Source organism: Bradyrhizobium retamae, assembly GCF_001440415.1.
GTDB classification, from domain to species: Bacteria; Pseudomonadota; Alphaproteobacteria; order Rhizobiales; family Xanthobacteraceae; genus Bradyrhizobium; species Bradyrhizobium retamae.
The window spans coordinates 167,118-190,851 of record NZ_LLYA01000170.1; the positions used below are offsets into that span (position 1 = coordinate 167,118).

General features: G+C 62.9%; 22 protein-coding genes. 17 read left to right on the plus strand and 5 right to left on the minus strand.

Annotated elements, in window-relative coordinates; genetic code table 11:
* Positions 1-123 precede the first annotated feature (123 nt).
* Positions 124-2,352: a lytic transglycosylase domain-containing protein gene (locus CQ13_RS26170; RefSeq protein WP_430649713.1), complete on the minus strand. Its 2,229-nt coding sequence runs from the start codon at positions 2,350-2,352 to the stop codon at positions 124-126.
* A gap of 289 nt (positions 2,353-2,641) precedes the next feature.
* Here CQ13_RS26170 and dapA point away from each other — a divergent pair, with 289 nt between their 5' ends.
* From dapA to CQ13_RS26190, 4 genes are all read left to right on the plus strand, one after another.
* A complete protein-coding gene (gene dapA / locus CQ13_RS26175; RefSeq protein WP_057845700.1) occupies positions 2,642-3,532 on the plus strand; it encodes a 4-hydroxy-tetrahydrodipicolinate synthase in 891 nt (296 codons plus the stop codon).
* A gap of 42 nt (positions 3,533-3,574) precedes the next feature.
* Entirely contained in the window at positions 3,575-3,988 is a 414-nt protein-coding gene (gene mscL / locus CQ13_RS26180; RefSeq protein WP_057845701.1) for a large conductance mechanosensitive channel protein MscL, read from the plus strand.
* 1 nt (position 3,989) lies between these two features.
* On the plus strand, positions 3,990-4,463 hold the full coding sequence (smpB, locus tag CQ13_RS26185) for an SsrA-binding protein SmpB (protein ID WP_057845702.1): 474 nt from the start codon (positions 3,990-3,992) through the stop codon (positions 4,461-4,463).
* Between the two features lie 124 nt (positions 4,464-4,587).
* A complete protein-coding gene (locus CQ13_RS26190; RefSeq protein WP_057845703.1) occupies positions 4,588-5,163 on the plus strand; it encodes a peroxiredoxin in 576 nt (191 codons plus the stop codon).
* A 41-nt stretch (positions 5,164-5,204) separates the two neighbouring features.
* Here CQ13_RS26190 and CQ13_RS26195 read toward each other — a convergent pair whose 3' ends face one another.
* Together CQ13_RS26195 and CQ13_RS26200 are read right to left on the minus strand one after the other, a co-directional pair.
* Positions 5,205-5,858 carry a uracil-DNA glycosylase gene (locus CQ13_RS26195; RefSeq protein ID WP_057845704.1) on the minus strand — a complete coding sequence of 218 codons (654 nt, stop codon included), beginning with the start codon at positions 5,856-5,858 and terminating at the stop codon, positions 5,205-5,207.
* A 145-nt stretch (positions 5,859-6,003) separates the two neighbouring features.
* A complete protein-coding gene (locus CQ13_RS26200; protein WP_028345653.1) occupies positions 6,004-6,633 on the minus strand; it encodes a LabA-like NYN domain-containing protein in 630 nt (209 codons plus the stop codon).
* A gap of 354 nt (positions 6,634-6,987) precedes the next feature.
* On the opposite strand from CQ13_RS26200, the gene rpoZ reads away from it, so the two are divergent.
* The 11 genes from rpoZ to CQ13_RS26255 all read left to right on the plus strand — a co-directional run bounded on the left by rpoZ (position 6,988) and on the right by CQ13_RS26255 (position 19,133).
* Positions 6,988-7,380 (plus strand): DNA-directed RNA polymerase subunit omega, encoded by a 393-nt coding sequence (gene rpoZ / locus CQ13_RS26205; RefSeq protein ID WP_024512695.1) that lies wholly within the window; start codon positions 6,988-6,990, stop codon positions 7,378-7,380.
* A gap of 304 nt (positions 7,381-7,684) precedes the next feature.
* On the plus strand, positions 7,685-9,976 hold the full coding sequence (locus tag CQ13_RS26210) for a RelA/SpoT family protein (RefSeq protein WP_057845705.1): 2,292 nt from the start codon (positions 7,685-7,687) through the stop codon (positions 9,974-9,976).
* 157 nt (positions 9,977-10,133) lie between these two features.
* Complete coding sequence (locus CQ13_RS26215) at positions 10,134-10,898, plus strand: pyridoxine 5'-phosphate synthase (RefSeq protein ID WP_057845706.1); 765 nt, start codon at positions 10,134-10,136, stop codon at positions 10,896-10,898.
* On the plus strand, positions 10,895-11,314 hold the full coding sequence (gene acpS / locus CQ13_RS26220) for a holo-ACP synthase (RefSeq protein ID WP_057845707.1): 420 nt from the start codon (positions 10,895-10,897) through the stop codon (positions 11,312-11,314). Before CQ13_RS26215 ends, acpS begins: the two co-directional genes overlap by 4 nt.
* Positions 11,315-11,597: 283 nt before the next feature.
* Positions 11,598-12,356 (plus strand): signal peptidase I, encoded by a 759-nt coding sequence (gene lepB / locus CQ13_RS26225; protein ID WP_057845708.1) that lies wholly within the window; start codon positions 11,598-11,600, stop codon positions 12,354-12,356.
* Complete coding sequence (rnc, locus tag CQ13_RS26230) at positions 12,353-13,165, plus strand: ribonuclease III (RefSeq protein ID WP_057845709.1); 813 nt, start codon at positions 12,353-12,355, stop codon at positions 13,163-13,165. Before lepB ends, rnc begins: the two co-directional genes overlap by 4 nt.
* Entirely contained in the window at positions 13,155-14,081 is a 927-nt protein-coding gene (gene era, locus CQ13_RS26235) for a GTPase Era (protein ID WP_057845710.1), read from the plus strand. Before rnc ends, era begins: the two co-directional genes overlap by 11 nt.
* A gap of 166 nt (positions 14,082-14,247) precedes the next feature.
* Positions 14,248-14,628 (plus strand): hypothetical protein, encoded by a 381-nt coding sequence (locus CQ13_RS26240; RefSeq protein WP_057845711.1) that lies wholly within the window; start codon positions 14,248-14,250, stop codon positions 14,626-14,628.
* Positions 14,629-14,758: 130 nt separating this feature from the next.
* The gene (gene recO, locus CQ13_RS26245) at positions 14,759-15,511 is read left to right on the plus strand and encodes a DNA repair protein RecO (protein ID WP_057845712.1); all 753 of its coding nucleotides are present in this window, start codon (positions 14,759-14,761) and stop codon (positions 15,509-15,511) included.
* Between the two features lie 193 nt (positions 15,512-15,704).
* Positions 15,705-17,960 carry a DNA topoisomerase IV subunit A gene (gene parC / locus CQ13_RS26250; protein ID WP_057845713.1) on the plus strand — a complete coding sequence of 752 codons (2,256 nt, stop codon included), beginning with the start codon at positions 15,705-15,707 and terminating at the stop codon, positions 17,958-17,960.
* Positions 17,961-18,206: 246 nt separating this feature from the next.
* Positions 18,207-19,133, plus strand: coding sequence for a cation diffusion facilitator family transporter (locus CQ13_RS26255; protein ID WP_057845714.1), 927 nt, complete (start codon positions 18,207-18,209; stop codon positions 19,131-19,133).
* A gap of 96 nt (positions 19,134-19,229) precedes the next feature.
* Here CQ13_RS26255 and chrA read toward each other — a convergent pair whose 3' ends face one another.
* Both chrA and CQ13_RS26265 read right to left on the minus strand, forming a co-directional pair.
* Complete coding sequence (gene chrA, locus CQ13_RS26260) at positions 19,230-20,621, minus strand: chromate efflux transporter (RefSeq protein WP_430649714.1); 1,392 nt, start codon at positions 20,619-20,621, stop codon at positions 19,230-19,232.
* 11 nt (positions 20,622-20,632) lie between these two features.
* Complete coding sequence (locus CQ13_RS26265; protein WP_057845853.1) at positions 20,633-21,451, minus strand: chromate resistance protein ChrB domain-containing protein; 819 nt, start codon at positions 21,449-21,451, stop codon at positions 20,633-20,635.
* Positions 21,452-21,899: 448 nt separating this feature from the next.
* Here CQ13_RS26265 and CQ13_RS26270 point away from each other — a divergent pair, with 448 nt between their 5' ends.
* Both CQ13_RS26270 and CQ13_RS26275 read left to right on the plus strand, forming a co-directional pair.
* The gene (locus tag CQ13_RS26270; protein WP_057845716.1) at positions 21,900-22,472 is read left to right on the plus strand and encodes a hypothetical protein; all 573 of its coding nucleotides are present in this window, start codon (positions 21,900-21,902) and stop codon (positions 22,470-22,472) included.
* Between the two features lie 10 nt (positions 22,473-22,482).
* Positions 22,483-23,712 carry an MFS transporter gene (locus CQ13_RS26275; RefSeq protein WP_057845717.1) on the plus strand — a complete coding sequence of 410 codons (1,230 nt, stop codon included), beginning with the start codon at positions 22,483-22,485 and terminating at the stop codon, positions 23,710-23,712.
* The last annotated feature ends 22 nt before the right edge of the window (positions 23,713-23,734 follow it).

Here is a 23,734-nt window from a genome sequence, read left to right on the forward strand (position 1 = left end):
GGCACGGACAAAGGGCGGCGCATGCCTTATCCGCGCTTCAGGACTTATTGCGAAGATAGCTGCGGCCCGCAGGCTCGTTCCGGGCCGTGGCTCAATATTCAGGTCAAGTCGGGTTGCCTGACGCTATTCGACGCTGGCGCCGCGGTGCAGGTCGGCTTCAATTTGAAGCTTGGTCCCGCCGCCGAACCGCGCGCGATAGACCTGCAGATTCTCCATGATCCGCTGTACGTAGTTCCGCGTCTCGGAGAACGGGATCTGCTCGACCCAATCGACCGCATCGACCTTGGGATCGCGCGGATCGCCGTAGCGCTCGATCCATTTCTTCACACTGCCGCGACCGGCATTGTAGCCGGCGAAGGTCAGGATGTAGGAGCCGCGGTAGTCCTTGAGCAGCCCGCCGAGCTCGGCGGCGCCGAGCATGGCGTTGTAGACCGAGTCCGTCTTCATCCGCTGAAGATCGAAGCTGACGCCGGCCCGCTTGCAGACATAGCGACCGGCGTCCGGCGTTACCTGCATCAGCCCGTAGGCCTGGGCCGGAGAGACCACGGCCGGATTGAAGGCGCTTTCCTGCCGCGCGATTGAATAGATGACGCTGGGCTCGACCTCGGGTCCGATCTGCTTGAACGACGGGATGCCGGTGACGGGATAGGCGTAGACGTCGAACGGCAGGCCGCGATTGAGCGCGGCCTTGCCGAGCAGCAGCATGCCGCGGGCGTCGCGGTAGCGCGAGGTGAGTTCGCCGAGACCCACCAGGGCTTCGGGATCGCCGTTCTCGCCCATGTCGGCTAAAATCCGGATCGCGAGTTCGCGCTCGTCGAGGTCATATAGCAGCTGCACCGCGCGAACGATCTCGAATCGCTCGACGCCACGGCCGCGGGCGCTCGGGACGCCGTTCAACTGAAGCTGCGGCAGGCCAAGCTTGGCGCGGGCGAGCTGACCATAATAGCTGGTTGATTGTTCGGCCGCGCGCCCATAAGCCGCGCGGGCCTCTTGCGCGCGGCCCGCCGCTTCCGCGGCACGGCCTTGCCAATAGCCGGCGCGCGCCAAAGCAGTCGGGTTCGCACTGCCGACGCCGATGCGCGCAAAATGCTGGGCTGCGACCGCAGGATCTTTCAGGAACCGCAGCGCAATCCAGCCGGCGGTGAATTCCTGCTCGGTCTTGTAGATGTCGCGCGTCGGCAGCGCCGCATCCCGCGCGATGAGATACGCGGTGCGATGCTCGCCGACATCAAGCATCTTGCGCGCCAGCAAGCGCCGCTCGATCCACCATTCGTTGAGATTGTGCAGGCGATTCGGGTCTTTCGGCGCGCTCAGCATGAGCTGCGCGGCCTCATTGAACTTCTCTTCGCGGCGAAGTAGCTGGATTTTCGCGAAGATGTAGCCGGTTTCGCCGTGCAATTCGCGCGGCACCGCCTCAAGCAGCGCCCTGAGGTTGGAGGACTTTTTGTTGGCCGCGATCCGCGCTTTCGCAAGCGCGACATGGCCCGAGCCGAGCCGTTTCGCGGCGCGCATGCCGCCGGTTTCCTGCTCGGTGCCGTAAAGCAGCGACTCCATCCGTGCCTTGTGATCGCCCGCCGTCAGCAGCGCGCCGAACATGTCGAGCGCGGCGTTCTCGGTGTCTTCCGACATGCCGTCGTGACGCCAGGCCTCGCGGACCAGCCGTTCGGCATTGGCGCGGTCGCCGCGCGCGAGCATCGCCTTCGCCAGCGCGAACTTGCCCTTGCCCGAGATCGGCGATTCGTTCTCGAACCACGACCAGACGGTCGAATCGTCGCGGCGGTCGTCCCACAGCGCGGCCTCGATGCGCCGGCGCAGGAAAGTCTGCGACGGCCAACTCGGATTGGCTGAAATAAACGCACGGTAGCGCTCGACCGAGGCGTTGTTGTTGTCGCTGCGCAGGATCAGCCATTCCGCGAGCTTGCGGGCGACCGGATCCGAGATCGACGCTTGCACCTGCGTTGCATCGCCGGCCTTCTGCTTGCGCACCAGTTCGATGACGTTCTCCAGCGCGTCCTTGTCGGCCTGAGACGTCGAGGAGGTCGCGGCCACTGCGGCTGGGGCGTGTCTGCGCGGAGCCGGCGCGACAGCATGCTGCCGGGTCGCAGGCGCCAGAACAGGCGGCGGTGGCGCCGGCGCTGCATGCGCCGGCGCGGTCGGTGCAGCCGGGGTGCCAGTATTCGCTGTCGGCGCGGACTTGGGAACGACGTTGCGGGCAATCGGTCGCGGCTTCGGTACGGGAACTTTTGACTTGGCCCAGCTTTCAACAGGGAAGGAAGTCAGTCCGACCGCCAGCGCCAGGCTTGTGGCCAGTGCGGACGATCGCAACGCGGCGGCGCGGGCGGAAGGGATCACGGCTTTCCTCTGCGGCGGCGAATCATTCAATCGCTCCAGCCTTGGTCTATTTTGATTGAATATGTGGACAAAATGCGAAAAACGTCGCGGTGGACCTGTTTGCGCCATCACCACGGCAAAATCGCGGCTATCAGCGTTCGAGGATGGTAGATATTGGCCCGCGGCGGGAAAGAGCTTCGGAACAAGGCGCTAGCACCTGATGCACGGCCCTTTCGCCTAGTCGCCAGACCCGATATGAATTGAGATCCAGTTTCGGTCGTGCCGTTTCTTAAGCGTTTGGAGGAAATCCATGGCAGCCAAGACAAAATTCCGGGGGTCGTTTACTGCCTTGGTCACGCCATTCAAGAACGGCTCGGTCGACGAGGCCGCTTTCCGCGGCTTGGTGAACTGGCAGATCGCCGAAGGTACCAACGGCCTGGTCCCGGTGGGCACGACCGGTGAAAGCCCGACGCTGAGCCATGACGAGCACAAGCGCGTGGTCGAATGGTGCATCGACGAGGCCAAGGGCAAGGTGCCGGTGATTGCCGGCGCGGGTTCCAACTCGACCAGGGAAGCGGTCGAGCTTGCCGAGCACGCGGAAAAGGCAGGAGCAGATGCCGTGCTCGTAGTGACGCCGTACTACAACAAGCCGACCCAGGAAGGCATGTACCAGCACTTCAAGGCGATCAACGATGCCATCGGCATTCCGATCATCATCTACAACATTCCCGGCCGTTCCGTGATCGACATGTCGGTCGAGACCATGACGCGGCTGTTCGCATTGAAGAACATCGCCGGCGTGAAGGATGCGACCGCCAGCATGGTGCGGGTATCGCAGCAGCGCGCGGCGATGGGCGAGGACTTCAACCAATTGTCGGGCGAGGACGCCACCATCCTCGGCTACATGGCGCATGGCGGCCATGGCTGCATCTCGGTCACGTCGAACGTCGCGCCGCGGCTGTGCTCGGAGTTCCACGCGGCATGGCAGAAGGGCGATCACGCCACCGCGCTCAAGTTGCACGACAAGTTGATGCCGCTGCACAACAACCTCTTCATCGAAAGCAATCCGGCGCCGGTGAAATACGCGCTCTCGCTGCTCGGCAAGATCGACGAGAAGCTGCGGCTGCCGATGGTGCCGGTGTCCGAGCCCACGCGGGTCGCCGTGCGCAGCGCCATGGTCCATGCCGGCCTGATCAACTAAGGCGGTTCCGCTTCGCCTGAAGAACGAAGAGGGGAAGCCAGCATGCTGAAGGAATTCCGCGAATTCGCGATGAAGGGTAACGTCGTCGATCTCGCGGTTGGCGTCATCATCGGTGCGGCCTTCGGCGCCATCGTGAGCTCGCTGGTCGGCGACGTCATCATGCCGGTGATCGGCGCGATCACCGGCGGTCTTGATTTCTCCAACTATTTCACGCCACTGTCGAAGGCGGTAAACGCCAGCAACCTGGCGGACGCCAAAAAGCAAGGCGCCGTACTGGCTTGGGGCAATTTCCTTACGCTGACGCTGAACTTCCTCATCGTCGCCTTTGTGCTGTTCGTCGTTATTCGCGCCATGAACAAGCTGAAGCGCAAGGACGAAGCTCCGCCCGCGCCGCCGAAGCTGACCCGACAGGAAGAACTGCTGATCGAGATCCGCGATCTCCTCAAGAAGGGCTAACGTGGCTGATAAGAACGAGCGCCCAATCAAGGTCGTCGCCGAAAACCGCAAGGCCCGGTTCAATTATGCAATCGAGGACACGGTCGAGGCCGGCATCGCGCTGACCGGCACGGAAGTAAAGTCGATCCGCAATGGCAAGACCACCATTGCGGAGTCCTATGCGGATTCCAAGGACGGCGAGATCTGGTTGATCAACGCCAATATTCCGGAATATCTGCAGGCCAACCGCTTCAACCACGAGCCGAAACGGCCGCGCAAATTGCTGTTGCACCGAAAGCAGATCAACAAGCTGATGGGCGCAGTCGATCGCGAAGGCATGACGCTGATTCCGCTAAAACTCTATTTCAACGAGCGCGGCCGCGCCAAGCTGTTGCTGGCGATCGCCAAGGGCAAGAAGCTGCACGACAAGCGCGAGAGCGAAAAGAAGCGCGACTGGGGCCGGGAAAAAGGTCGCCTGATGCGGGCGAGAGGATAGAGGGCGAATAGGTCGTAGGATGGGTGGAGCGAAGCGATACCCATCAAGATAGAACTCCAATCGACGACGGTTGCGATGGGTTTCGCTGCGCTCTACCCATCCTACGAGGGAAGTGGAGCCTGAGATGAACCAGAAAAACCTGCATGAAGTCGACTGGAGCAAGATCCCTCCGCCGGTCGACGACGGCGCGTCGGCGCATCTCGTCGGCATGGCGATTCCGCCGGTCACGCTGCTGGCCACCGATGATAGTTCGGTGACGCTCTCGGTGCTTCCCGGCCGCACCGTGGTGTTCGCCTATCCCCGCACCGGGTCGCCGGGCAAGATCAGCCTGGTCGACGACTGGGACATGATCCCTGGCGCGCGCGGCTGCACGCCGCAAACCTGTTCGTTCCGCGATCTGTTTGCAGAATTGAAAGCGGCCGGCACCAGGCAGGTGTTCGGCCTATCGACTCAGGACAACGTCTACCAGACCGAGATGGCGTCACGGCTGCATTTGCCGTTTCCGGTTCTGTCGGATGAAAAGCTTAAGCTCACCCGCGCCCTGAATTTGCCGACCATGGAAGTGGCGGGACTGACATTGATCAAGCGGTTGGCGCTGATCGTCGACGATGGGCGCATTGCCCACGTGTTCTATCCGGTTTTCCCGCCCGACCGGAACGCCGCCGACGTATTGGCATGGCTGAAGGAAAATCCCGCCTAAATTGCAGGGTGGGGAAAGCGCAGCGTGCCCACCCTGCGATTCTACGACTCCAAATCCTTCCGCACTCTTGCAAACACGTCGCGAAACATCTCCGGTGTCAGCACCCGCGTGTTGGTGTTGTAGCGCGAGCAGTGATAGCTGTCGTAGAGCCTGACCGCGCCGGCTTTATGCACGGCGCCGTGCGCAAAGGGGGCGGCGCCGTTGCGCAGGCTGAGTGCCTTCAATGTCGATTCATGGGCGATACGCCCGAGCGCCACGATCGCGCGAAGTCTGGGCATCGTGGCAATGGTCGCGCTGAGAAATTGCCGGCAGGTGCTGATCTCGACCGGGAGCGGCTTGTTTTGCGGCGGCACGCAGCGCACCGCGTTGCTGATCCGGCAGTTGACGAGCTTCAGTCCGTCGTCCGGTCGCGCCTGGTAGACGCCCTTTGCAAAGCCATATGCCAGCAAGGTCGCATACAGCAGATCGCCGGCGTAGTCGCCGGTGAATGGGCGTCCGGTCCGGTTGGCTCCCTGCAGGCCCGGCGCCAGCCCGACAATCAACAGTTGCGCGGAGGCATCGCCGAACGAAGCGACCGGCGAGTTGTGCCAGCCCGGCTCGCGGGCACGCGCCTGCGCGCGGAATTCGGCGAGCCTCGGGCAGAGCGGGCAGTTGCGGTCGGGTTCGGCAGCCGCAAGGGCGGGGAGATTAGCCATCAGTCCAATGCGTTTTTGAGCGAAATCCAGTCACGGACCCGGTGCGGCGTCGATACCGGTTCTCCTCAGAGGCGCGCGCCAAAACAAAAAGCCCCGGTTCTGTTTTCAATCAGAACCGAGGCTCTAGCAGTGTACTGGCTCATGCTCAATCGTCGAAATCGTCGTCGCCGGCCCGTGGCGCCACGGTGGTCGCGCGCTGCAGGAATTGCGGCGAGTGGTGACGCGGCTCGCGCGGGGCAGGGCGCTCGGAGGGATCGCGGCCCAGCTTTGATTGCAGCTCGACAAGATCGGTGAAGACGTCGGCTTGGCGGCGCAGTTCGTCGGCGATCATAGGCGGCTGACTAGAAATGGTCGAAACGACCGTGACGCGAACGCCGCGACGCTGCACCGCTTCCACCAGCGAGCGGAAATCGCCATCGCCCGAAAATAACACGATCTGATCGACATGCTCGGCGAGTTCCATGGCATCGACGGCGAGTTCGATATCCATGTTGCCTTTCACCTTGCGGCGGCCGGATGCGTCGATGAATTCCTTGGTTGCCTTGGTGACGACGGTGTAGCCGTTGTAGTCGAGCCAGTCGATCAATGGACGGATCGAGGAGTATTCCTGATCCTCGATGATTGCCGTGTAATAAAACGCACGCAACAGCGTTCCTCGGCTCTGAAATTCCTTGAGAAGGCGCTTGTAATCGATGTCGAAGCCGAGCGTCTTGGCCGTTGCGTAGAGGTTGGCGCCATCGATGAAGAGCGCAATCTTGTTGGAAGCTGGTGACATCAAATGGTTCTCACGTTGTTGTTAGCTTTTCTAGCGCAGCGGCCAACGGCCGCGCGCACTTTCCAGTTCTGTTGCCTAAAGTTCGGTGAATCGTGCCCCACGACAGTCACCACTGCAATTATGGTGAGGCGAGGGCGAAAAACCTATACTTTTGACATGCAATGAAGAGATTTACTTGTCCTGTACAGCAACCCTGCCGCGTCCGGACGCTCCGGCCCTTCTGGCCCCAAGAGTTGGCGTATCAGAGCCCATTGGGAAGGCAAATCACAAATTTGATCTTGCGAAAGACCGCCTGCCACTATAACTAGCGCCCATAACCGACATATTTGGCCCCATTTAACGGAGCGACAGTCTATGGCGCGCGTCACCGTGGAAGATTGCATTGACAAGGTCGACAACCGGTTCGACCTTGTGCTGCTGGCGGCGCATCGCGCCCGTATGATTTCGTCCGGATCGCAACTGACGGTTGATCGCGATAACGATAAAAACCCAGTCGTTTCACTGCGGGAAATCGCCGATTCCACGATTTCCCCGGAAGACCTCCGCGAGGAACTGGTTCATTCCCTGCAGAAATTCGTCGAGGTCGACGAGCCTGAGCCCGATACCGTGCCTTTGATCGGCTCGGCCGGTGCCAGCGTGGATGCCGACGACACCGAGGTTGCGGTCGAGCGCATGACCGAGGAAGAGCTCCTCAAGGGGCTGGAAGGCCTGGCGCCGCCGGAAGAGCAGCCCGAAGAGGACGAGTAATCCGGAACCTTCCGGTCCGTCCCGAACTCCCGATCTGCCAAAGGCCCGGACGTCAGTCCGGGCCTTTGCTTTTGTTGACATTTTTGCGGTTACAATGCGTCCTTGGCCGGCGCGGCCGAAAACGGCTGACCTGCCGGGCCGACAGGCCATCGGGTTGGGCGTCGGATGGCCGCAGGCCCAACCGAAATTGAACCGTATCGCGGCCCGCGCGGCGTGTATCGCCGTTCGAAAACGCATTAGATACGTAAGTGAGATACGTAACGGCGGGACCCGTCCGGGTGTGGTGGAAGAAGGTAGTGATGTGATGGCGTATTGGCGCCGCAGCTCCCGGCAAATGCAGGCCGCGACCGGCCAGGTCGCGGTTGCGCCGGGGTCGCCCGTGCCGGAGAAGCCGAAATCGCCGCGTTCGCGAATGATGCGGCAATACGATCTGGTCGAGCGCGTCCGCACGTACAATCCGGATACCAACGAAGACCTGCTCAATCGCGCCTATGTCTACGCCATGAAGGCGCATGGCACGCAGATGCGCGCGTCCGGCGATCCCTATTTCTCGCATCCGCTCGAGGTCGCGGCGATCCTGACCAATCTCAAGCTCGACGACGCCACCATCGTCGCGGCGCTGCTGCACGACACCATCGAGGATACCGAGGCGACGCGCGCCGAGATCGACAATATCTTCGGCCACGAGATCGGCGCGCTGGTCGAAGGGCTCACCAAGCTGAAGCGGCTGGAGCTGGTCTCGCGCGAAGCCAAGCAGGCCGAGAACCTGCGCAAGCTCTTGCTGGCGATCGCCGACGACGTCCGCGTGCTTCTGATCAAGCTCGCCGATCGCCTGCATAACATGCGCACGCTGGAATTCGTGCCGCACGCCTCGCGCCGCCGCATTGCCGAGGAGACGCTCGATATCTATGCGCCGCTCGCTGGTCGCATGGGTATGCATGAGATGCGCGAGGAACTGGAAGATCTATCCTTCCACGTGCTCGATCCCGAAGCCTATGCGGTGGTGAAGCAGCGGCTCGACGCGCTTGCCGACCGCAACCGTAATCTGATCGGCGAGATCGAAAGCCAGCTCTCCAAGAACCTGCAGAAGAACGGGATCACTGCGCGCGTCTATGGCCGCCGCAAGCAGCCGTTCTCGATCTGGACCAAAATGGAGCGCAAGTCGGTCGGCTTCGAGCAACTGTCCGACATCTACGGCTTCCGCATCATTCTAAACGACGCAGAGTCTTGCTACCGCGCGCTTGGCGTGGTGCACACCACCTGGCCGGTGGTGCCGGGGCGTTTCAAGGACTACATCTCGACACCGAAGCAGAACGACTATCGCTCGCTGCACACCACCGTGATCGGACCCGGCAACCAGCGTGTCGAGCTGCAGATCCGCACCGAGGAAATGAACCAGATCGCCGAATTCGGCATTGCAGCACATGCCTTCTACAAGGAAGGCATGGGCTCGCCGACCGAGCGGCTCAAGCACGAATCCAACGCCTTTGCCTGGCTGCGCCACACCGTCGGCATCCTTTCCGAAAGCGCCAATCCGGAAGAGTTTCTTGAGCACACCAAGCTCGAATTGTTCCACGACCAGGTGTTCTGCTTCACCCCGAAGGGCAAACTGATCGCGCTGCCGCGGCAGGCCAATGTGATCGACTTCGCCTATGCCGTGCATACTGATGTCGGCAACTCAGCGGTCGGCTGCAAGATCAACGGCAAGTTCGCGCCGCTGTCGTCCGAATTGCAGAACGGCGACGAGGTCGAGGTGTTGACCTCGCAGGCGCAGTCGGCGCCCCCCTCGGCCTGGGAATCGCTTGCGGTCACCGGCAAGGCCCGCGCCGCGATCCGCCGCGCCACGCGTACCGCGGTGCGCGATCAATATGCGGGACTAGGCCGGCGCATCGTCGACCGCCTGTTTGTCCGTGCCAAGATCGAATACGCCGACGACAAGCTGAAGGGTGCATTGCCGCGCCTGGCGCGCGCCTCGATCGAGGACGTGATGGCCTCCGTCGGACGGGGTGAACTGAAGGCCTCCGACGTCGCCCGCGCGATGTACCCGGACTACAAGGAAGAGCGGTTGGTGAAGTACGGGGCCAAGAAGAGCCTCGCGGTGAAATTGAAGCTGAAGTCGCCGCCGCAACCGGCGCGCAGCACCTCTGTGATCCCGGTGCGCGGCATCAATTCGGATTTGCCGGTGAAATTTGCGCCGAACGGCGGTGCGGTTCCGGGCGACCGCATCGTCGGCATCGTCACGCCGGGCGAGGGGATCACGATCTATCCGATCCAGTCGCCGGCGTTGAAGGATTTCGAGGAGGAGCCGGAGCGCTGGCTCGACGTGCGCTGGGATATCGATGAATCCATGCCGCAGCGTTTCCCGGCGCGGATCCTGGTGCACAACGTCAACGAGCCCGGCAGCCTCGCCCAGGTCGCCACCGTGATCGCCGAGCACGACGGCAATATCGACAATATCAGCATGTCGCGCCGCTCGCCCGATTTCACCGAGTTGACCATCGATCTCGAGGTCTATGACCTCAAGCATCTCAGTGCAATTATCGCTCAATTGCGTGCCAAGGCCGTCGTCGCCAAGGTCGAGCGCGTCAATGGGTAGGCGATATCGTCATTGCAGGGCAAAAGCGCGAAGCGCGTCTCTTGCACTGAGCGATCCGGCAATCCATCCTTCTCAAGTAGATGGATGCGCGGGTCACGCCCGCGCATGACGTTCTGTGCTATCGAAGTCGCCCGTAAGCTTGCCTGTGAGTCCGGTCATGCCCGTTCCTCCGCTCCGTCTCGGCGTTAATGTCGACCACGTCGCCACCTTGCGCAACGCGCGGCGCGGCGAGCGGCCGGATCCGGTGCGCGCCGCGCTGCTCGCGATCGAGGCAGGCGCCGACGGCATCACCGCGCATCTGCGTGAAGACCGCCGGCACATCCGCGACAGCGACATGGCCCGGCTGAAGGCCGAAATATCAAAACCGCTGAATTTCGAGATGGCGGCAACGGAAGACATGCTGCGGATTTCGCTCGCGATAAAACCCCACGCCGTATGCCTGGTGCCGGAGCGCCGCGAAGAACTCACCACCGAGGGCGGATTGGACGTGGTCGGCCAGCACAACGTGCTGGCCCCGTTCATCGCGCGGCTCAACGATGCCGGCATCCGGGTGTCGCTGTTTATCGCCGCCGACCCGCCGCAGATCGAGATGGCGGCAAAGTTGCGCGCGCCCGTGATCGAGATCCACACCGGCGGCTGGTGCGACGCCGTGGTCGATGGCCACGCTGACAAGGCCGAGGCGGAATGGCGGCGGATCGTCGAGGGCGCCGCCTTGGCGCGCGCGGCGGGGCTGGAGGTCTATGCCGGCCATGGCCTCGACTACCAGACCGCGGAGACGATTTCAGCGCTGCCCGAGATCGCCGAGCTCAACATCGGCTATTTCATGATGGGGGAGGCCCTGTTCGTCGGCCTTGGCGAGACTGTGCGGCAGATGCGCTCCGCAATGGACCGCGGCCGCCAGAAAGTCGCGGGCCGGCCATGATCATCGGCATCGGTTCCGACCTGATCGACATCACACGGGTTGCCAAGGTGATCGAGCGCCATGGTGACCGCTTCCTCGACCGTATCTTTACCGACACCGAGCGCGCCAAGGCGGCGCGCCGCGCCAACAGCGAAAAAATGGTGGTCGCGACCTATGCCAAGCGGTTCGCGGCCAAGGAGGCCTGTTCCAAGGCGCTCGGCACCGGCATCCGGCGTGGCGTCTGGTGGCGGGACATGGGGGTGGTGAACATGCCGGGGGGACGGCCGACCATGAAACTCACCGGCGGCGCGCTGGCCCGGCTCGAAGCGCTGACGCCGGATGGCTTTGAAGCGCGAATCGATCTGTCAATCACCGACGACTGGCCGCTGGCGCAGGCCTTCGTCATAATTTCGGCGGTCGCACCCGGCAAATCATGAGCCGCGCAGGCGTTTGCGTCGGGGAAGCGGGAAAACTAAAAATCATTGAGATATCAATGGATTATAAAGTTTTGACAAGGCGCTTGATTGCGCGCCCACCAACAACCGTCTAAAAACGCCGCCAACGACCTGTTCGAGCCAGGGCCGATTCCGGTTACCGTCGGAATTGGCTCTCAATATCAGTTATCTAGACCATTTTCCTGACGCGAACGTATTTTGCGATTCGCGTGCGGAAAACGTTCTGCCACCGTGCGGGCTGGGGCCCGCGGGAATTGGGAAAGCGATGAGCGTGACATCCGGCACAAAATCTGAAAGCGGCTTGGGTGAAACCATCCGCGTCGTCATCCACGCTCTTCTGATCGCGCTCGTGATCCGCACCTTCCTGTTCCAGCCGTTCAACATCCCTTCGGGATCGATGAAGGCGACGCTTCTGGTCGGCGATTACCTGTTCGTCTCGAAATATTCCTACGGCTACAGCCACTATTCCATTCCATTGTCGCCGCCACTGTTCTCGGGCCGCATCTTCGGCTCGGAGCCGAACCGCGGCGACATCGTCGTGTTCCGTCTGCCGAAGGACGACTCCACCGATTACATCAAGCGCGTGATCGGCTTGCCGGGCGACCGCATCCAGATGCGCGAGGGGCTGCTCCACATCAACGACAAGCCGGTCAAGCGCGAGCGGCTTTCCGACTTCATCGGCGAGGACCCCTGCGGCTCCGACGCCACCGCACGCGTCAAGCGCTGGAAGGAAACGCTGCCGAACGGCGTCAGTTATGAATCGCTCGATTGCGTCGACAACGGTTTCTACGACAACACCAACGTCTATACCGTGCCCCCCGGCCACTTCTTCATGATGGGCGACAATCGCGACAACTCCACCGATAGCCGCGTGCTGTCGGCGGTGGGCTACGTACCGTTCGAAAACATCGTCGGCCGGGCGCAGATGATCTTCTTCTCCATTGCCGAGGGCGAACACGCCTGGATGTTCTGGCGCTGGCCGACCGCCGTGCGCTGGAATCGCCTATTCACAATTGTGCGATGAACGACGAGACAGCGATCATTCCTGACACATCGGCCCCCGGCGGGCCGGGCCAGCAGGCGGATGCGCCCCGCGAAGCTGCGCCGAAGAAGAAGCGCGGCAAGGCCGGCGCGAAGGCTGCGGCTGCCGCGATCGAGGGGCGCATCGGCTACAAATTTTCCGATCCGACGTTGCTGACGACCGCCTTTACCCATGTCTCGGCCTTGAAGCCCGCGACCCGACATCGCGCCGACAGTTATCAGCGGCTGGAGTTCCTCGGCGACCACGTGCTCGGGCTGATTATCTCCGACATGCTGTATCGCGCCTATCCGAGGGCGGACGAAGGCGAATTGTCCAAACGTCTCGCCGACCTCGTGCGCAAGGAAAGCTGCGCCGACGTCGCCAAATCGCTGGGGCTGCTCGATGACATCAAGCTTGGCGCGGTGGGCGCAGGGGCGGGCGCGCGCCTGCGCAAATCCGTTCTCGGTGATATCTGCGAGGCGGTGATCGGGGCGATCTATCTCGACGGCGGCTATGCGGCGGCGTCGCAATTCGTCGAGCGCAACTGGCTGGAGCGGATGCGCAAACCGCGCCGGCCGCTGCGCGATCCCAAGACGGTGCTGCAGGAATGGGCCCAGAGCAAGGGCTTGCCGACGCCGGTCTATCGCGAGATCGAGCGCACCGGGCCGCATCACGACCCGCAATTCCGCGTCGCTGTCGACTTGCCGGGACTGGCGCCCGCCGAAGGCGTCGGCGGCTCCAAGCGCGCAGCCGAGAAGGTGGCAGCCTCCGTGATGATCGAACGCGAAGGTGTCGGCGGCAATGACAGTTGAACCCGTATCCGGCGCGTCTGCCGAGACCCGCTGCGGTTTCGTCGCGCTGATCGGCGCCCCCAACGTCGGCAAATCCACCCTTGTCAATGCGTTGGTCGGCTCCAAGGTCACCATCGTCTCGCGCAAGGTGCAGACGACACGCGCGCTGATCCGCGGTATCGTGATCGAGGACAATGCGCAGATCATTCTGGTCGACACGCCCGGCATTTTCTTGCCAAAGCGGCGGCTGGACCGGGCCATGGTGTCGACCGCCTGGAGCGGGGCCCACGATGCCGACCTGGTCTGCGTGCTGCTCGACGCCAAGGCCGGAATCGATGAGGAGGCCGACGCGATCCTGAACAAGCTTGCGACGGTTGCGCACCCGAAAATCCTGGTGCTGAACAAGATCGACTTGATCCCGCGCGAGAAGCTACTGGCGCTGGCGCAGGCCGCCAATGAGCGGATGAAGTTCGAGCACACCTTCATGATCTCGGCACTGTCGGGCGACGGTGTCGCCGACCTGCGCAAGACGCTCGCAAAGAGCGTGCCGCCGGGTCCATTTCATTATCCCGAGGACCAGATGTCGGATGCTCCGCTGCGGCATCTGGCGGCGGAAATCACCCGGGAAAAGATCTACCGCCAGCTTCACCAGGAACTGCCGTATCAATCGACCGTTGAGACCGATAGCTGGACCGAGCGCAAGGACAAGTCGGTCCGGATCGAACAGACGATCTTTGTCGAGCGCGAGAGCCAGCGCAAGATCGTGCTCGGCAAAGGCGGCGCCACCATCAAGTCGATCGGCGCGGAGTCGCGGAAGGAGCTCGCCGAAATTGTCGGCGTGCCCGTGCACCTGTTTCTGTTCGTCAAGGTGCGCGAGAACTGGGGCGACGACCCCGACCGCTACCGGGAAATGGGGCTGGAGTTCCCCAAGGAATAGTGAGGGCGCGTCATTGCGAGCCACCCGGTCGGCGCGAAGCGCCGCCGGATGACGGGCTCCGCGAAGCAATCCATACAGCCGCAGAAAGATGGATAGCTTCGTCGCATTCGCTCCTCGAAATGACGGGGCTAGGAACATGACCCACCAATTACCAAGAACGAGCCCGATGACCGTACCGAGAAACGTGCTGTGGTTTGAGGTTTTGCTGTATCTGTCGCTAACGCTGGATGCGGTGTCAGTGGCGTTCCAGGATCGCACGCCGACCCCGAAGATGACGGAGCAGATGATCGGCACCGGAACGCTGATGGCGGCCGGCCTGATTCTGCTGTTGGTCTATCTCGTCCGGCTCGCCGCCGAGCACCGCAAGAACTGGCCACGCTGGGTGCTCACCGCGGTGCTGGTGCTGTCGGTGATTTCGCTTGCGCAAATGATCGGCGAGAAGGGCATTCAGTTCGACAGCGGCATCGAAGTGATCTCCTGCGCGCTGACTGCGGCGGGGCTGTATTTTTCGTTCACCGGCGATGCGGTGGGGTGGTTCAACGAGTGATGCAGGGCTGCGGTAGGGGGCAAAGGCGCTCGGCGCCGTGCCCACCATCTATCCAGTGGCTCGTCGTGGATGGTGGCCACGCTACGCTTTGCCCACCCTACAGGCTCCCAAATCCTGTAAGCTCCCGCCCATGGAATGGACCGACGAAGGCATCGTGCTGGGCGTACGGCGGCATGGCGAATCCTCCGCCATCGTCGAGCTCTTGACGCGCGGGCATGGCCGACATCTCGGCCTGGTGCGCGCCGGTGCCTCCTCGCGGATGCGGCCGCTGCTGCAGCCCGGCAACAGCGTCACCGCCGTGTGGCGGGCGCGGCTCGACGAACATCTCGGTACCTACGCCATCGAGGGCACGCGGCTGCGCGCCGCAACGCTGCTCGCGTCCTCGCATGCGGTCTATGGCGTTACCCATCTGGCCGCACTGGCGCGGCTGCTGCCGGAACGTGACCCGCACGAGGACATCTACGAGATGCTCGACCGCACGCTGGACGACTTCGACGACGCCGGCGGCGCGGCGGCGCACCTGATCCGGTTCGAGCTCGCGATGCTCGCCGAGCTCGGCTTCGGCCTCGATCTGGAAAACTGCGCCGCGACCGGCGCGACCTCCGACCTGATCTATGTCTCGCCGAAATCCGGCGGCGCCGTCTCGCGGGAGGCCGGCGAGCCCTATCGGGATCGCCTGCTGCGGTTGCCGGCCTTCCTGCGCGAAGGCGAGGCCGGGGCGAACAGTTGGTCGGACCAGGACCTGCAGGACGGTTTTCGCCTGACCGGCCTGTTCCTGCTCCGCCACGTGCTGGAGCCGCGCGGGCAGGGCCATTCCGACGCCCGGGACGGGTTCATCAATGCGGTGACGCGGCATCGGGCGCGAATCAGTTCGTCGGCCTGAACCCGCTGCCGTAACCCGTCGTCCCTGCGAACGCAGGAGCCATATGCCGCAGTGGTCGTTTGGTGCCGGGCTGTCGAGTCATTTTTCCAACAAACACCTGTGGTTAGGGGCCCCTGCGTTCGCAGGGACGACATCAGAAAATTGCATCGGCATACGTCTTGCCGGATTTATCAGCAGAGTCTAACCCCTCCCCATGGGAAAACGACAGCTACCGCCGGAAGAACCGGCCGAAATCCACGAGGTCATGCTGCGTGATGCGCTGGAAGAGCGCTATCTCGCCTACGCGCTCTCGACCATCATGCATCGCGCCTTGCCGGACGCCCGCGACGGGCTGAAGCCGGTGCACCGGCGCATCCTCTACGGCATGCGCCTGCTCAGGCTCGACCCCGGTACCCCGTTCAAGAAATCGGCAAAAATCGTCGGCGACGTGATGGGCTCGTTCCATCCGCATGGCGACCAGGCGATCTACGACGCCATGGTGCGTCTCGCCCAGGATTTCGCCTCGCGCTATCCGCTGGTCGATGGACAAGGCAATTTCGGCAATATCGACGGCGATAACCCGGCCGCCTACCGCTACACCGAAGCGCGCATGACCGAGGTCGCGCGGCTCCTGCTCGAAGGCATCGACGAGGACGGCGTCGAGTTCCGCGCCAATTACGACGGTCAGAGCAAGGAACCGGTCGTTCTGCCCGGCGGCTTCCCGAACCTGCTCGCCAACGGCGCGCAGGGCATTGCGGTCGGCATGGCCACCTCGATCCCGCCGCACAATGTCGCCGAGCTCTGCGACGCGGCGCTGCACTTGATCGACAAGCCTGAGGCGAAGTCGAAGTCGCTGATGAAATGGGTCAAGGGCCCGGACTTCCCGACCGGCGGCATCATCGTCGATTCCAAGGAAAGTATTACCGAAGCCTACATGACGGGGCGCGGCTCGTTCCGCACCCGCGCCAAATGGACCCAGGAAGAGGGCGCGCGCGGCACCTGGATCGCGGTCATCACCGAGATCCCGTGGCTGGTGCAGAAATCCCGGCTGGTCGAGAAGATCGCCGAACTGCTCAACGAGAAGAAGCTGCCGCTGGTCGGCGACGTCAGGGATGAGTCGGCCGAGGATGTTCGCCTCGTGATCGAGCCGAAATCCCGCGCGGTCGATCCAGCGCTGATGATGGAATCGCTGTTCCGGCTCACCGAGCTCGAGAGCAAGATTTCGCTGAACCTCAATGTGCTGATCAAGGGCAAGATCCCCAAGGTGGTGGGGCTTGCCGAGTGCCTGCGCGAATGGCTCGACCATCTGCGCGACGTGCTGGTGCGCCGCTCCAACTATCGCAAGACCCAGATCGAGAACCGCCTCGAAATACTCGGCGGCTACCTGATTGCCTATCTGAACATCGACAAGGTGATCAAGATCATCCGCACCGAGGACGAGCCGAAGCCGGCGCTGATCAAGGCGTTCAAGCTGACGGAAGTCCAGGCCGATGCGATCCTCAACATGCGGCTGCGCTCCTTGCGCAAGCTCGAGGAATTCGAAATCCGCACCGAGGACAAGAACCTTCGCGACGAATTGAAGGGCGTCAAGTCGCTGCTCGGGTCCGAAGCCGAGCAATGGTCCAAGGTCGGCGAACAGGTTCGGAAGGTGCGCGACATCTTTGGGCCGAAGACGCCGCTCGGAAAGCGCCGCACGCAATTCGCCGACGCGCCCGAGCATGATCTCGCCGCGATCGAGGAAGCCTTTGTCGAGCGCGAGCCGGTGACGGTCGTGATCTCCGAGAGGGGTTGGGTGCGTACACTGAAGGGCCATGTCGAGGATATCTCGGGCCTTGCCTTCAAGACCGACGACAAACTCGACCATGCTTTTTTTGCCGAGACCACCTCAAAGCTGTTGTTGTTTGCCACCAACGGCAAATTCTATTCGCTCGATGTGGCAAAACTGCCCGGCGGACGCGGCCATGGCGAGCCGATCCGCATGTTCATCGACCTCGAGCAGGACGCCGCGATCGTCTCGCTGTTCGTTAACAAGGGCGAGCGAAAGTTCCTGATCGCAAGCAGCGAGGGGCAGGGTTTTGTCGTCAAGGAAGAGGATTGCGTCAGCAATACCCGCAAGGGCAAGCAGGTGCTCAACGTCACCATGCCGAACGAGGCCTGCGCGATCGCGACCGTGCAAGGTGACACCGTTGCTGCGATCGGTACCAACCACAAGATGGTGCTGTTCCCGCTCGACCAGGTGCCGGAGATGGCGCGCGGCCGCGGCGTGCGCCTGCAGAAATATTCCAGCGCCAAGCTGTCAGACGTCGCGGTGTTCGAGTTCAAGGCGGGGCTGACCTGGAAGGATTCGGCCGGCCGCGAGCAGAGCATGAGCGCCAAGGAATTGTTCGACTGGCGCGGCAACCGCGCCGACGCCGGACGCCTCGCGCACGGCCTGCCGAAGTCGAACAAGTTCTTGCGCGGCGTGGAGTGACGTGAGGTGATTGCGTCTCCCTGCGAACGCAGCGACCCATAACCACAACTATTCGTGGTTAGCGTTCGCTGGAGCTCCATCTCGCGTCAACGATTGAGGGCGGTGGTTGGGTCCCGGCTCCTGATGCGCAATTGCGCATAAGGGCCGGGACGACGGCGGAGATAGCCGCACGATCGTATCTTCTCACCACGATCGTATCTTTTCACTGTGATAGTATTTAGTTTTAGTCGCGCTATATACCGTGGCATGGCGCACCATCACGATCATTCTCACGCACACGGTCACGCCGGCCACAGCCACGCGCCGGATAATTTTGGCTGGGCGTTCGCCATCGGCGCTACGCTCAACACTGCGTTCGTCATTGCTGAGCTGATCTTCGGCTACGCCGCCAATTCGCTGGCGCTGATCTCTGACGCTGTTCACAATTTGTCCGACGTAGTCGCGCTGCTGCTGGCGTGGGGCGCCGCGTGGCTTGCGCAGAAGCAGCCGACCCAGCGGCACACTTACGGTTATCGCCGCGCCTCCATTCTGGCGGCGCTGTTCAATGCCGGACTGCTGCTGGTCGCCGTCGGCGGCATCGTCGTCGAGGCGGTCAATCGCTTTTATGCCCCGCCGCCGGTCGCGGGCATGACCGTCGTCCTGGTCGCCGCGCTCGGCGTCGCGATCAATGGTTTTACCGCGCTTCTGTTCATGCGCGGCCGCCACGGCGATCTCAACATTCGCGGCGCCTATCTGCACATGGCGGCCGATGCGGGCGTTTCGCTCGGCGTGGTGGTTGCCGCCGGCATCATCATGCTGACCGGTTGGCTGTGGCTTGATCCCGCGATCAGCCTTGTCATTGCGGCTGTGGTGTTCTGGAGCGGATGGGGTCTGGCCCGCGACAGCGTCAATCTCGCGCTAGACGGCGTGCCGCGCGGCATCGAGCTCTCCGATGTGAAGGATTACCTCGGCGGGCTGGACGGCGTCGTTGAGGTACATGACCTCCATGTCTGGGCCATGAGCACCAACGAGACCGCGTTGACCGCGCATCTCGTACGGCCCGGCGGCAGTGACGATGCCTTCCTGCATCACGTTTGCGAGGAGTTGTCGCATCGCTTCAACATCCATCATTCCACCTTGCAGATCGAAGTCGATGCCGCCGTCTGCAGGCTGGCGCCGGCCGATCGGGTGTAGGGATGTGTAGGATGGGGTGGAGCGAAGCGATACCCATCAGCGTCATGACAAGTATTGATGGGTATCGCTTCGCTCCACCCATCCTACGAAGCTGCGCTACGCCAATCCCGCAAACCTTAGCGCCACGCCCGCCACGCACGATCCGGCCAGCACCCACAACATCCCGACGTTAAGCCGGAAGATCGCCGTCGCCGCGCCGGCCGCCAGCACGAATGCTGCGACATCGAGACTTCCCCATACCGGCATGTCGAACGAAAGCCCCAGCGAGCGAACCGGCGTGGTCTGCCGGAATAGCGTGTGCAGTCCGAACCAAATCGAGAGATTGAGGATCACACCGACCACGGCGGCGGTGATGGCAGAGAGCGCGCCCGCGAGCCCCTTGTTGCCGCGCAGCGTCTCGATGTAGGGCGCACCGAGAAAGATCCAGAGGAAGCAGGGGATGAAGGTGACCCAGGTCGCCAACAATCCGCCCAGCGTCGCGGCCAGCATCGGCGACAGCGTGCCGGGGTCGCGATAGGCGGCCATGAAGCCGACGAACTGCAGCACCATGATCAAGGGCCCCGGCGTGGTCTCGGCCATGCCGAGGCCATCCAGCATCTCGCGTGGCTGTAGCCAGTGATAATGCTCGACCGCCTGCTGGGCCACATAGGCCAGCACCGCATAGGCGCCGCCGAACGTCACCATCGCCATCTTGGAAAAGAACAGCGCGATCTGGCTGAACACATTGGCCTGTCCAAGCCCGATCAGCAGCGCCGCGACCGGCACCACCCACAGCAACAGCCATATCGAGCTTACACGCAGCGCGCGCGCCACGCTGGGGCGGACATGGTCGGGCAGTTCCTCGCCGAGCAGGCTGTCGACCGCCGCGGACTGCTTGCCGCCGCCACCGTGTTCGATGGCGGCAAACTCTGGCCGGCCGCTGCGCGCGCCGAAATAGCCGATCACGCCGGCCGCGATGATGATGACCGGGAAGGGGACGTTGAAAAAGAAGATCGCGACAAATGCGATCGCCGCGAGCGCGATCATCACGCGGTTGCGTAGGGAGCGCTTGCCGACCCGGACGACCGCATGGACCACGATCGCCAGCACTGCAGCCTTCAGCCCGAAGAACAGCGCCTCGATGAAGCCGACATTGCCGTAGGCCGCATAGATGTAGCTCAAGCCCATGATGGCGATGATGCCGGGCAGGATGAATAGCCCGCCCGCCATGATGCCGCCGGCGGTCCGGTGCAGCAGCCAGCCGATATAGGTCGCAAGCTGCTGCGCCTCCGGGCCCGGCAACAGCATGCAATAGTTCAGCGCATGCAGAAACCGGCCTTCGGAGATCCAGTTCTTTTCTTCGACCAGGATGCGGTGCATCACCGCGATCTGCCCGGCCGGGCCGCCAAAACTCAGCATGGCGACCCGCAGCCAGACCCGGAAAGCCTCGCCGAAGCTGATGCCGTGACCGGTTTCCCTGACGACATCGGCTTCGGCCACCTTGTTCATCGTCGCATCCATTACGGTTTCGCCTTGCTGGTCGGCCAATTGTGGGTCTCGCCGGTCGCGTCGCGGCACCAGCGATAGAACGCGTCGTACAGCGTCATGCCGGCTTCCAACTGCTCGAGGTCATCGTCGAACATCCGCGACAGCCCGAGCGAAGCCGCGAGCAGGCCGGGCGCTTCCGGCGACAGGTCGAGCCGCCCGGTGTCGGCGCCACGCACCATTGCCGCCAGCCGCAGCAAGGGCGGCGTCGCGAGCCCAAATTCCTCGATCATGACGTCGAACGTGCAGAGTTCGCCGCGGTGGCTCCAGAACACGTTCTCGACATCGAACGGCGCGGCATTGAAACGCTCGCCGACCGCGAGCACTTCCGGCGGCGTGACGAAAAGAAATACCGCGTTGGGATCGACAAACCTGCGGATCAGCCACGGGCAGGCGATGCGGTCGATCTTCGGCCGCGCGCGGGTGACCCAGACGGTGCGGCCCTGCGCGTCGCGTGCCGGGAGTCTTGCCGCCGGCACGAGCGGCAGTTTTGCGGCCTTCCAGCCTTCGAACCCGCCTTCCAGCGCTTCGGCCGAGACATGGAGATGGCGCAGCCAAGCCGCGGTGCCTTGCGCCAGTTTCTGGCCGCGCAGGCAGACGACGATCGCCGAGCGGCCGGAAAACTCCTCGCCCCAATAGGCGGCGTCCTCGTGGTTGCGCCTGACGGCGCCGGGAATCAGCCGCTGATCGGCCGCGAAATCCTCGTCGGTACGAACGTCGATCAGGGCCGGCATGTTGGCCGTGCCGATCAATTTTGAAAGCTTGTCTGGAGATATCGTGGTGTAGGATGACATGGCAGCGCCCTCGTCAAAAAGAAACGGGACGCGATACTTGGGCATGTCGCCTCGTGGGGAGATCGCAACATCCCCATGCGCGGAATTAAGCGCAGCCCTGTTCGGCTGTCAATGGTTGTCAACGGTGCGTAGAATGGTGGGCGAAGCGAAACCCATCATCGGCTGATCGTGGGTTGATTGATATCGCTTCGCTCCACCTATCCTACAGACTCGATGCTTGCGCCACGGCGTGGTCGGGCCTAGATTGTCTCATCGGGGACAAAGCAGGCTCCCCGTCAGACGGCCCATCGTCCAAGCTCTGCGCACACCCGACGTGTCGGGAGGAGCGCACATGGATGGTTCAGGGCCGATATTTTTTTGTTCCGTCAGGTCAACACTGCGCGTCACGCTCACCGCGGCCGTGCTCGCATGCGCTGGACTCCCGCCGTCCATGGCAAGAGAAGACGTCATGATTGCCATCGACCGCATGACTATAGGTTCCCCGCCGGCCGAATTTTCGTTTGCGCGAACCGGCCAGGGCGCGCAGGGCGAATGGAGCGTCGTCGCCGATCCGACCGCCAAAGTAGGCCGCGCTATCGAGCAGCAGAGCAAGGACCGCACCAACTATCGCTTTCCGCTCGCCATACATGAGAGCTTTTCGGCGAAGAATCTCGTCATGCAGGTGCGCTTTAAACCCGTCGCGGGCGGGATCGACCAGGCCGGCGGCGTTGCCGTGCGGCTTATGGACCTCGACAATTACTACGTCGCCCGCGCCAACGCGCTTGAGGACAATGTCCGCTTTTATCGGGTCGTTGCCGGCCGGCGGCAGCAGCTCGGTACATCAAACGTTCGCGTGACATCGAATGAATGGCACACCCTCACGCTGCGGGCCGAAGGCGACCGGTTCACGGTGAGCTATGACGGAGCGGTGCTGTTCGAGGTGAAGGACGATACGTTCAGGGATGCGGGCGCTGTTGCGCTATGGACCAAGGCCGACAGTGTGACGCGCTTCGATCAGGTAACGATCACCGCTTTGCCGTGAGGACGCCGGAATGACAAGCATTGCGACCGAACCGAAGGCTTCGATCGGAAACGCACTGATCCGGCTGCTCTATGTTGCACGCGGCCTGCGCGGCTTCGGCGACGGCTTTGCGGTCATCATTCTGCCGGCCTACATGACCGCGCTAGGTTATGACGCGATCGCCGTCGGCATCGTCGCGACGGCCTCGCTGCTTGGCACGGCGCTATTGACATTGATCACGGGCTGGATCGCGCCGCGCCATGACCTCCGGCCGCTGCTGATCGCGGGCGCCAGCCTGATGGCCGCCACCGGCGTCGCCTTTCCCGCCGTCGAGCATTTTGTGCTGATTGCGCTAGTCGCATTCATCGGCACGATCAACGCTTCCGGCGGCGATCTCGGCGTGCTGGTGCCGCTCGAGCATGCGGTGCTGGCGCACAGCGCCACGGACGAGCGCCGTACGCAGGTGTTCGCGCGCTACAGCCTGATCGGCGCGCTCTGCACTGCTGCGGGTTCGCTCGCGGCCTCGCTGCCGGATTTCCTTGTCGCCGGCGGCAGCACCAAACTCGCCGCATTCCGTCTGATGTTCTACGCCTATGCGGCGCTGGGCATCGCCTGCGCGGCGCTCTATCGCTACGTGCCGCATCAGCGCGGCGAGGAGCGGGCGCCTCAGGCGCCACTCGGGCCTTCGCGCGGCACGGTCTACAAGCTCGCAGCGCTGTTCAGCATCGATTCATTTGCTGGCGGTTTCGTCGCGCAGTCCCTTCTGGTGCTCTGGCTGTTTGAGCGCTTCGATCTGTCATTATCCGCGGCCGGATTGTTTTTCTTCTGGTCGAGCACGCTCAGCGCCTTTTCCTATCCAGTGGCCGCCTGGATCGCCAAGCGAATCGGGCTCGTCAACACCATGGTGTTCACGCATATCCCCTCCAGCATCTTTTTGATCCTCGCGGCATTTGCGCCGAATCTTTACGTCGCGCTCGGCTTGCTGCTGTTGCGCTCCGCGCTGTCGCAGATGGACGTGCCGACCCGCACCTCCTACGTCATGGCCGTGGTGACGCCGGCCGAACGGCCCGCGGCCGCCAGCGTCACCGCCGTGCCGCGCAGCCTCGCATCCGCCGTCAGCCCGGCAATCTCGGGCGCGCTCTTGATGACGTCGTTTACGGGGTTGCCGCTGGTGGTTTGCGGCACGCTCAAGATCGCCTACGATCTCGCTTTGCTGTTCTCGTTCCGCCATATCAAGCCGCCCGAGGAGCAGGGACGGTGACGCGATTTCACGCGATGCGGCG

Bases quoted from the DNA above. Each gene is read 5' to 3' on its own strand.
- CQ13_RS26195 (WP_057845704.1), bottom strand. From the start codon at position 5,858: ATGGCTAATCTCCCCGCCCTTGCGGCTGCCGAACCCGACCGCAACTGC.
- CQ13_RS26215 (WP_057845706.1), top strand. From the start codon at position 10,134: ATGCCCGTTCCTCCGCTCCGTCTCGGCGTTAATGTCGACCACGTCGCC.
- CQ13_RS26270 (WP_057845716.1), top strand. From the start codon at position 21,900: ATGATTGCCATCGACCGCATGACTATAGGTTCCCCGCCGGCCGAATTT.
- era (WP_057845710.1), top strand. From the start codon at position 13,155: ATGACAGTTGAACCCGTATCCGGCGCGTCTGCCGAGACCCGCTGCGGT.
- mscL (WP_057845701.1), top strand. From the start codon at position 3,575: ATGCTGAAGGAATTCCGCGAATTCGCGATGAAGGGTAACGTCGTCGAT.
- CQ13_RS26190 (WP_057845703.1), top strand. From the start codon at position 4,588: ATGAACCAGAAAAACCTGCATGAAGTCGACTGGAGCAAGATCCCTCCG.
- CQ13_RS26275 (WP_057845717.1), top strand. From the start codon at position 22,483: ATGACAAGCATTGCGACCGAACCGAAGGCTTCGATCGGAAACGCACTG.
- lepB (WP_057845708.1), top strand. From the start codon at position 11,598: ATGAGCGTGACATCCGGCACAAAATCTGAAAGCGGCTTGGGTGAAACC.
- CQ13_RS26265 (WP_057845853.1), bottom strand. From the start codon at position 21,451: ATGTCATCCTACACCACGATATCTCCAGACAAGCTTTCAAAATTGATC.
- rpoZ (WP_024512695.1), top strand. From the start codon at position 6,988: ATGGCGCGCGTCACCGTGGAAGATTGCATTGACAAGGTCGACAACCGG.
- chrA (WP_430649714.1), bottom strand. From the start codon at position 20,621: ATGAACAAGGTGGCCGAAGCCGATGTCGTCAGGGAAACCGGTCACGGC.
- recO (WP_057845712.1), top strand. From the start codon at position 14,759: ATGGAATGGACCGACGAAGGCATCGTGCTGGGCGTACGGCGGCATGGC.
- CQ13_RS26240 (WP_057845711.1), top strand. From the start codon at position 14,248: ATGACCGTACCGAGAAACGTGCTGTGGTTTGAGGTTTTGCTGTATCTG.
- dapA (WP_057845700.1), top strand. From the start codon at position 2,642: ATGGCAGCCAAGACAAAATTCCGGGGGTCGTTTACTGCCTTGGTCACG.
- CQ13_RS26255 (WP_057845714.1), top strand. From the start codon at position 18,207: ATGGCGCACCATCACGATCATTCTCACGCACACGGTCACGCCGGCCAC.
- CQ13_RS26210 (WP_057845705.1), top strand. From the start codon at position 7,685: ATGGCGTATTGGCGCCGCAGCTCCCGGCAAATGCAGGCCGCGACCGGC.
- acpS (WP_057845707.1), top strand. From the start codon at position 10,895: ATGATCATCGGCATCGGTTCCGACCTGATCGACATCACACGGGTTGCC.
- parC (WP_057845713.1), top strand. From the start codon at position 15,705: ATGGGAAAACGACAGCTACCGCCGGAAGAACCGGCCGAAATCCACGAG.
- CQ13_RS26200 (WP_028345653.1), bottom strand. From the start codon at position 6,633: ATGTCACCAGCTTCCAACAAGATTGCGCTCTTCATCGATGGCGCCAAC.
- rnc (WP_057845709.1), top strand. From the start codon at position 12,353: ATGAACGACGAGACAGCGATCATTCCTGACACATCGGCCCCCGGCGGG.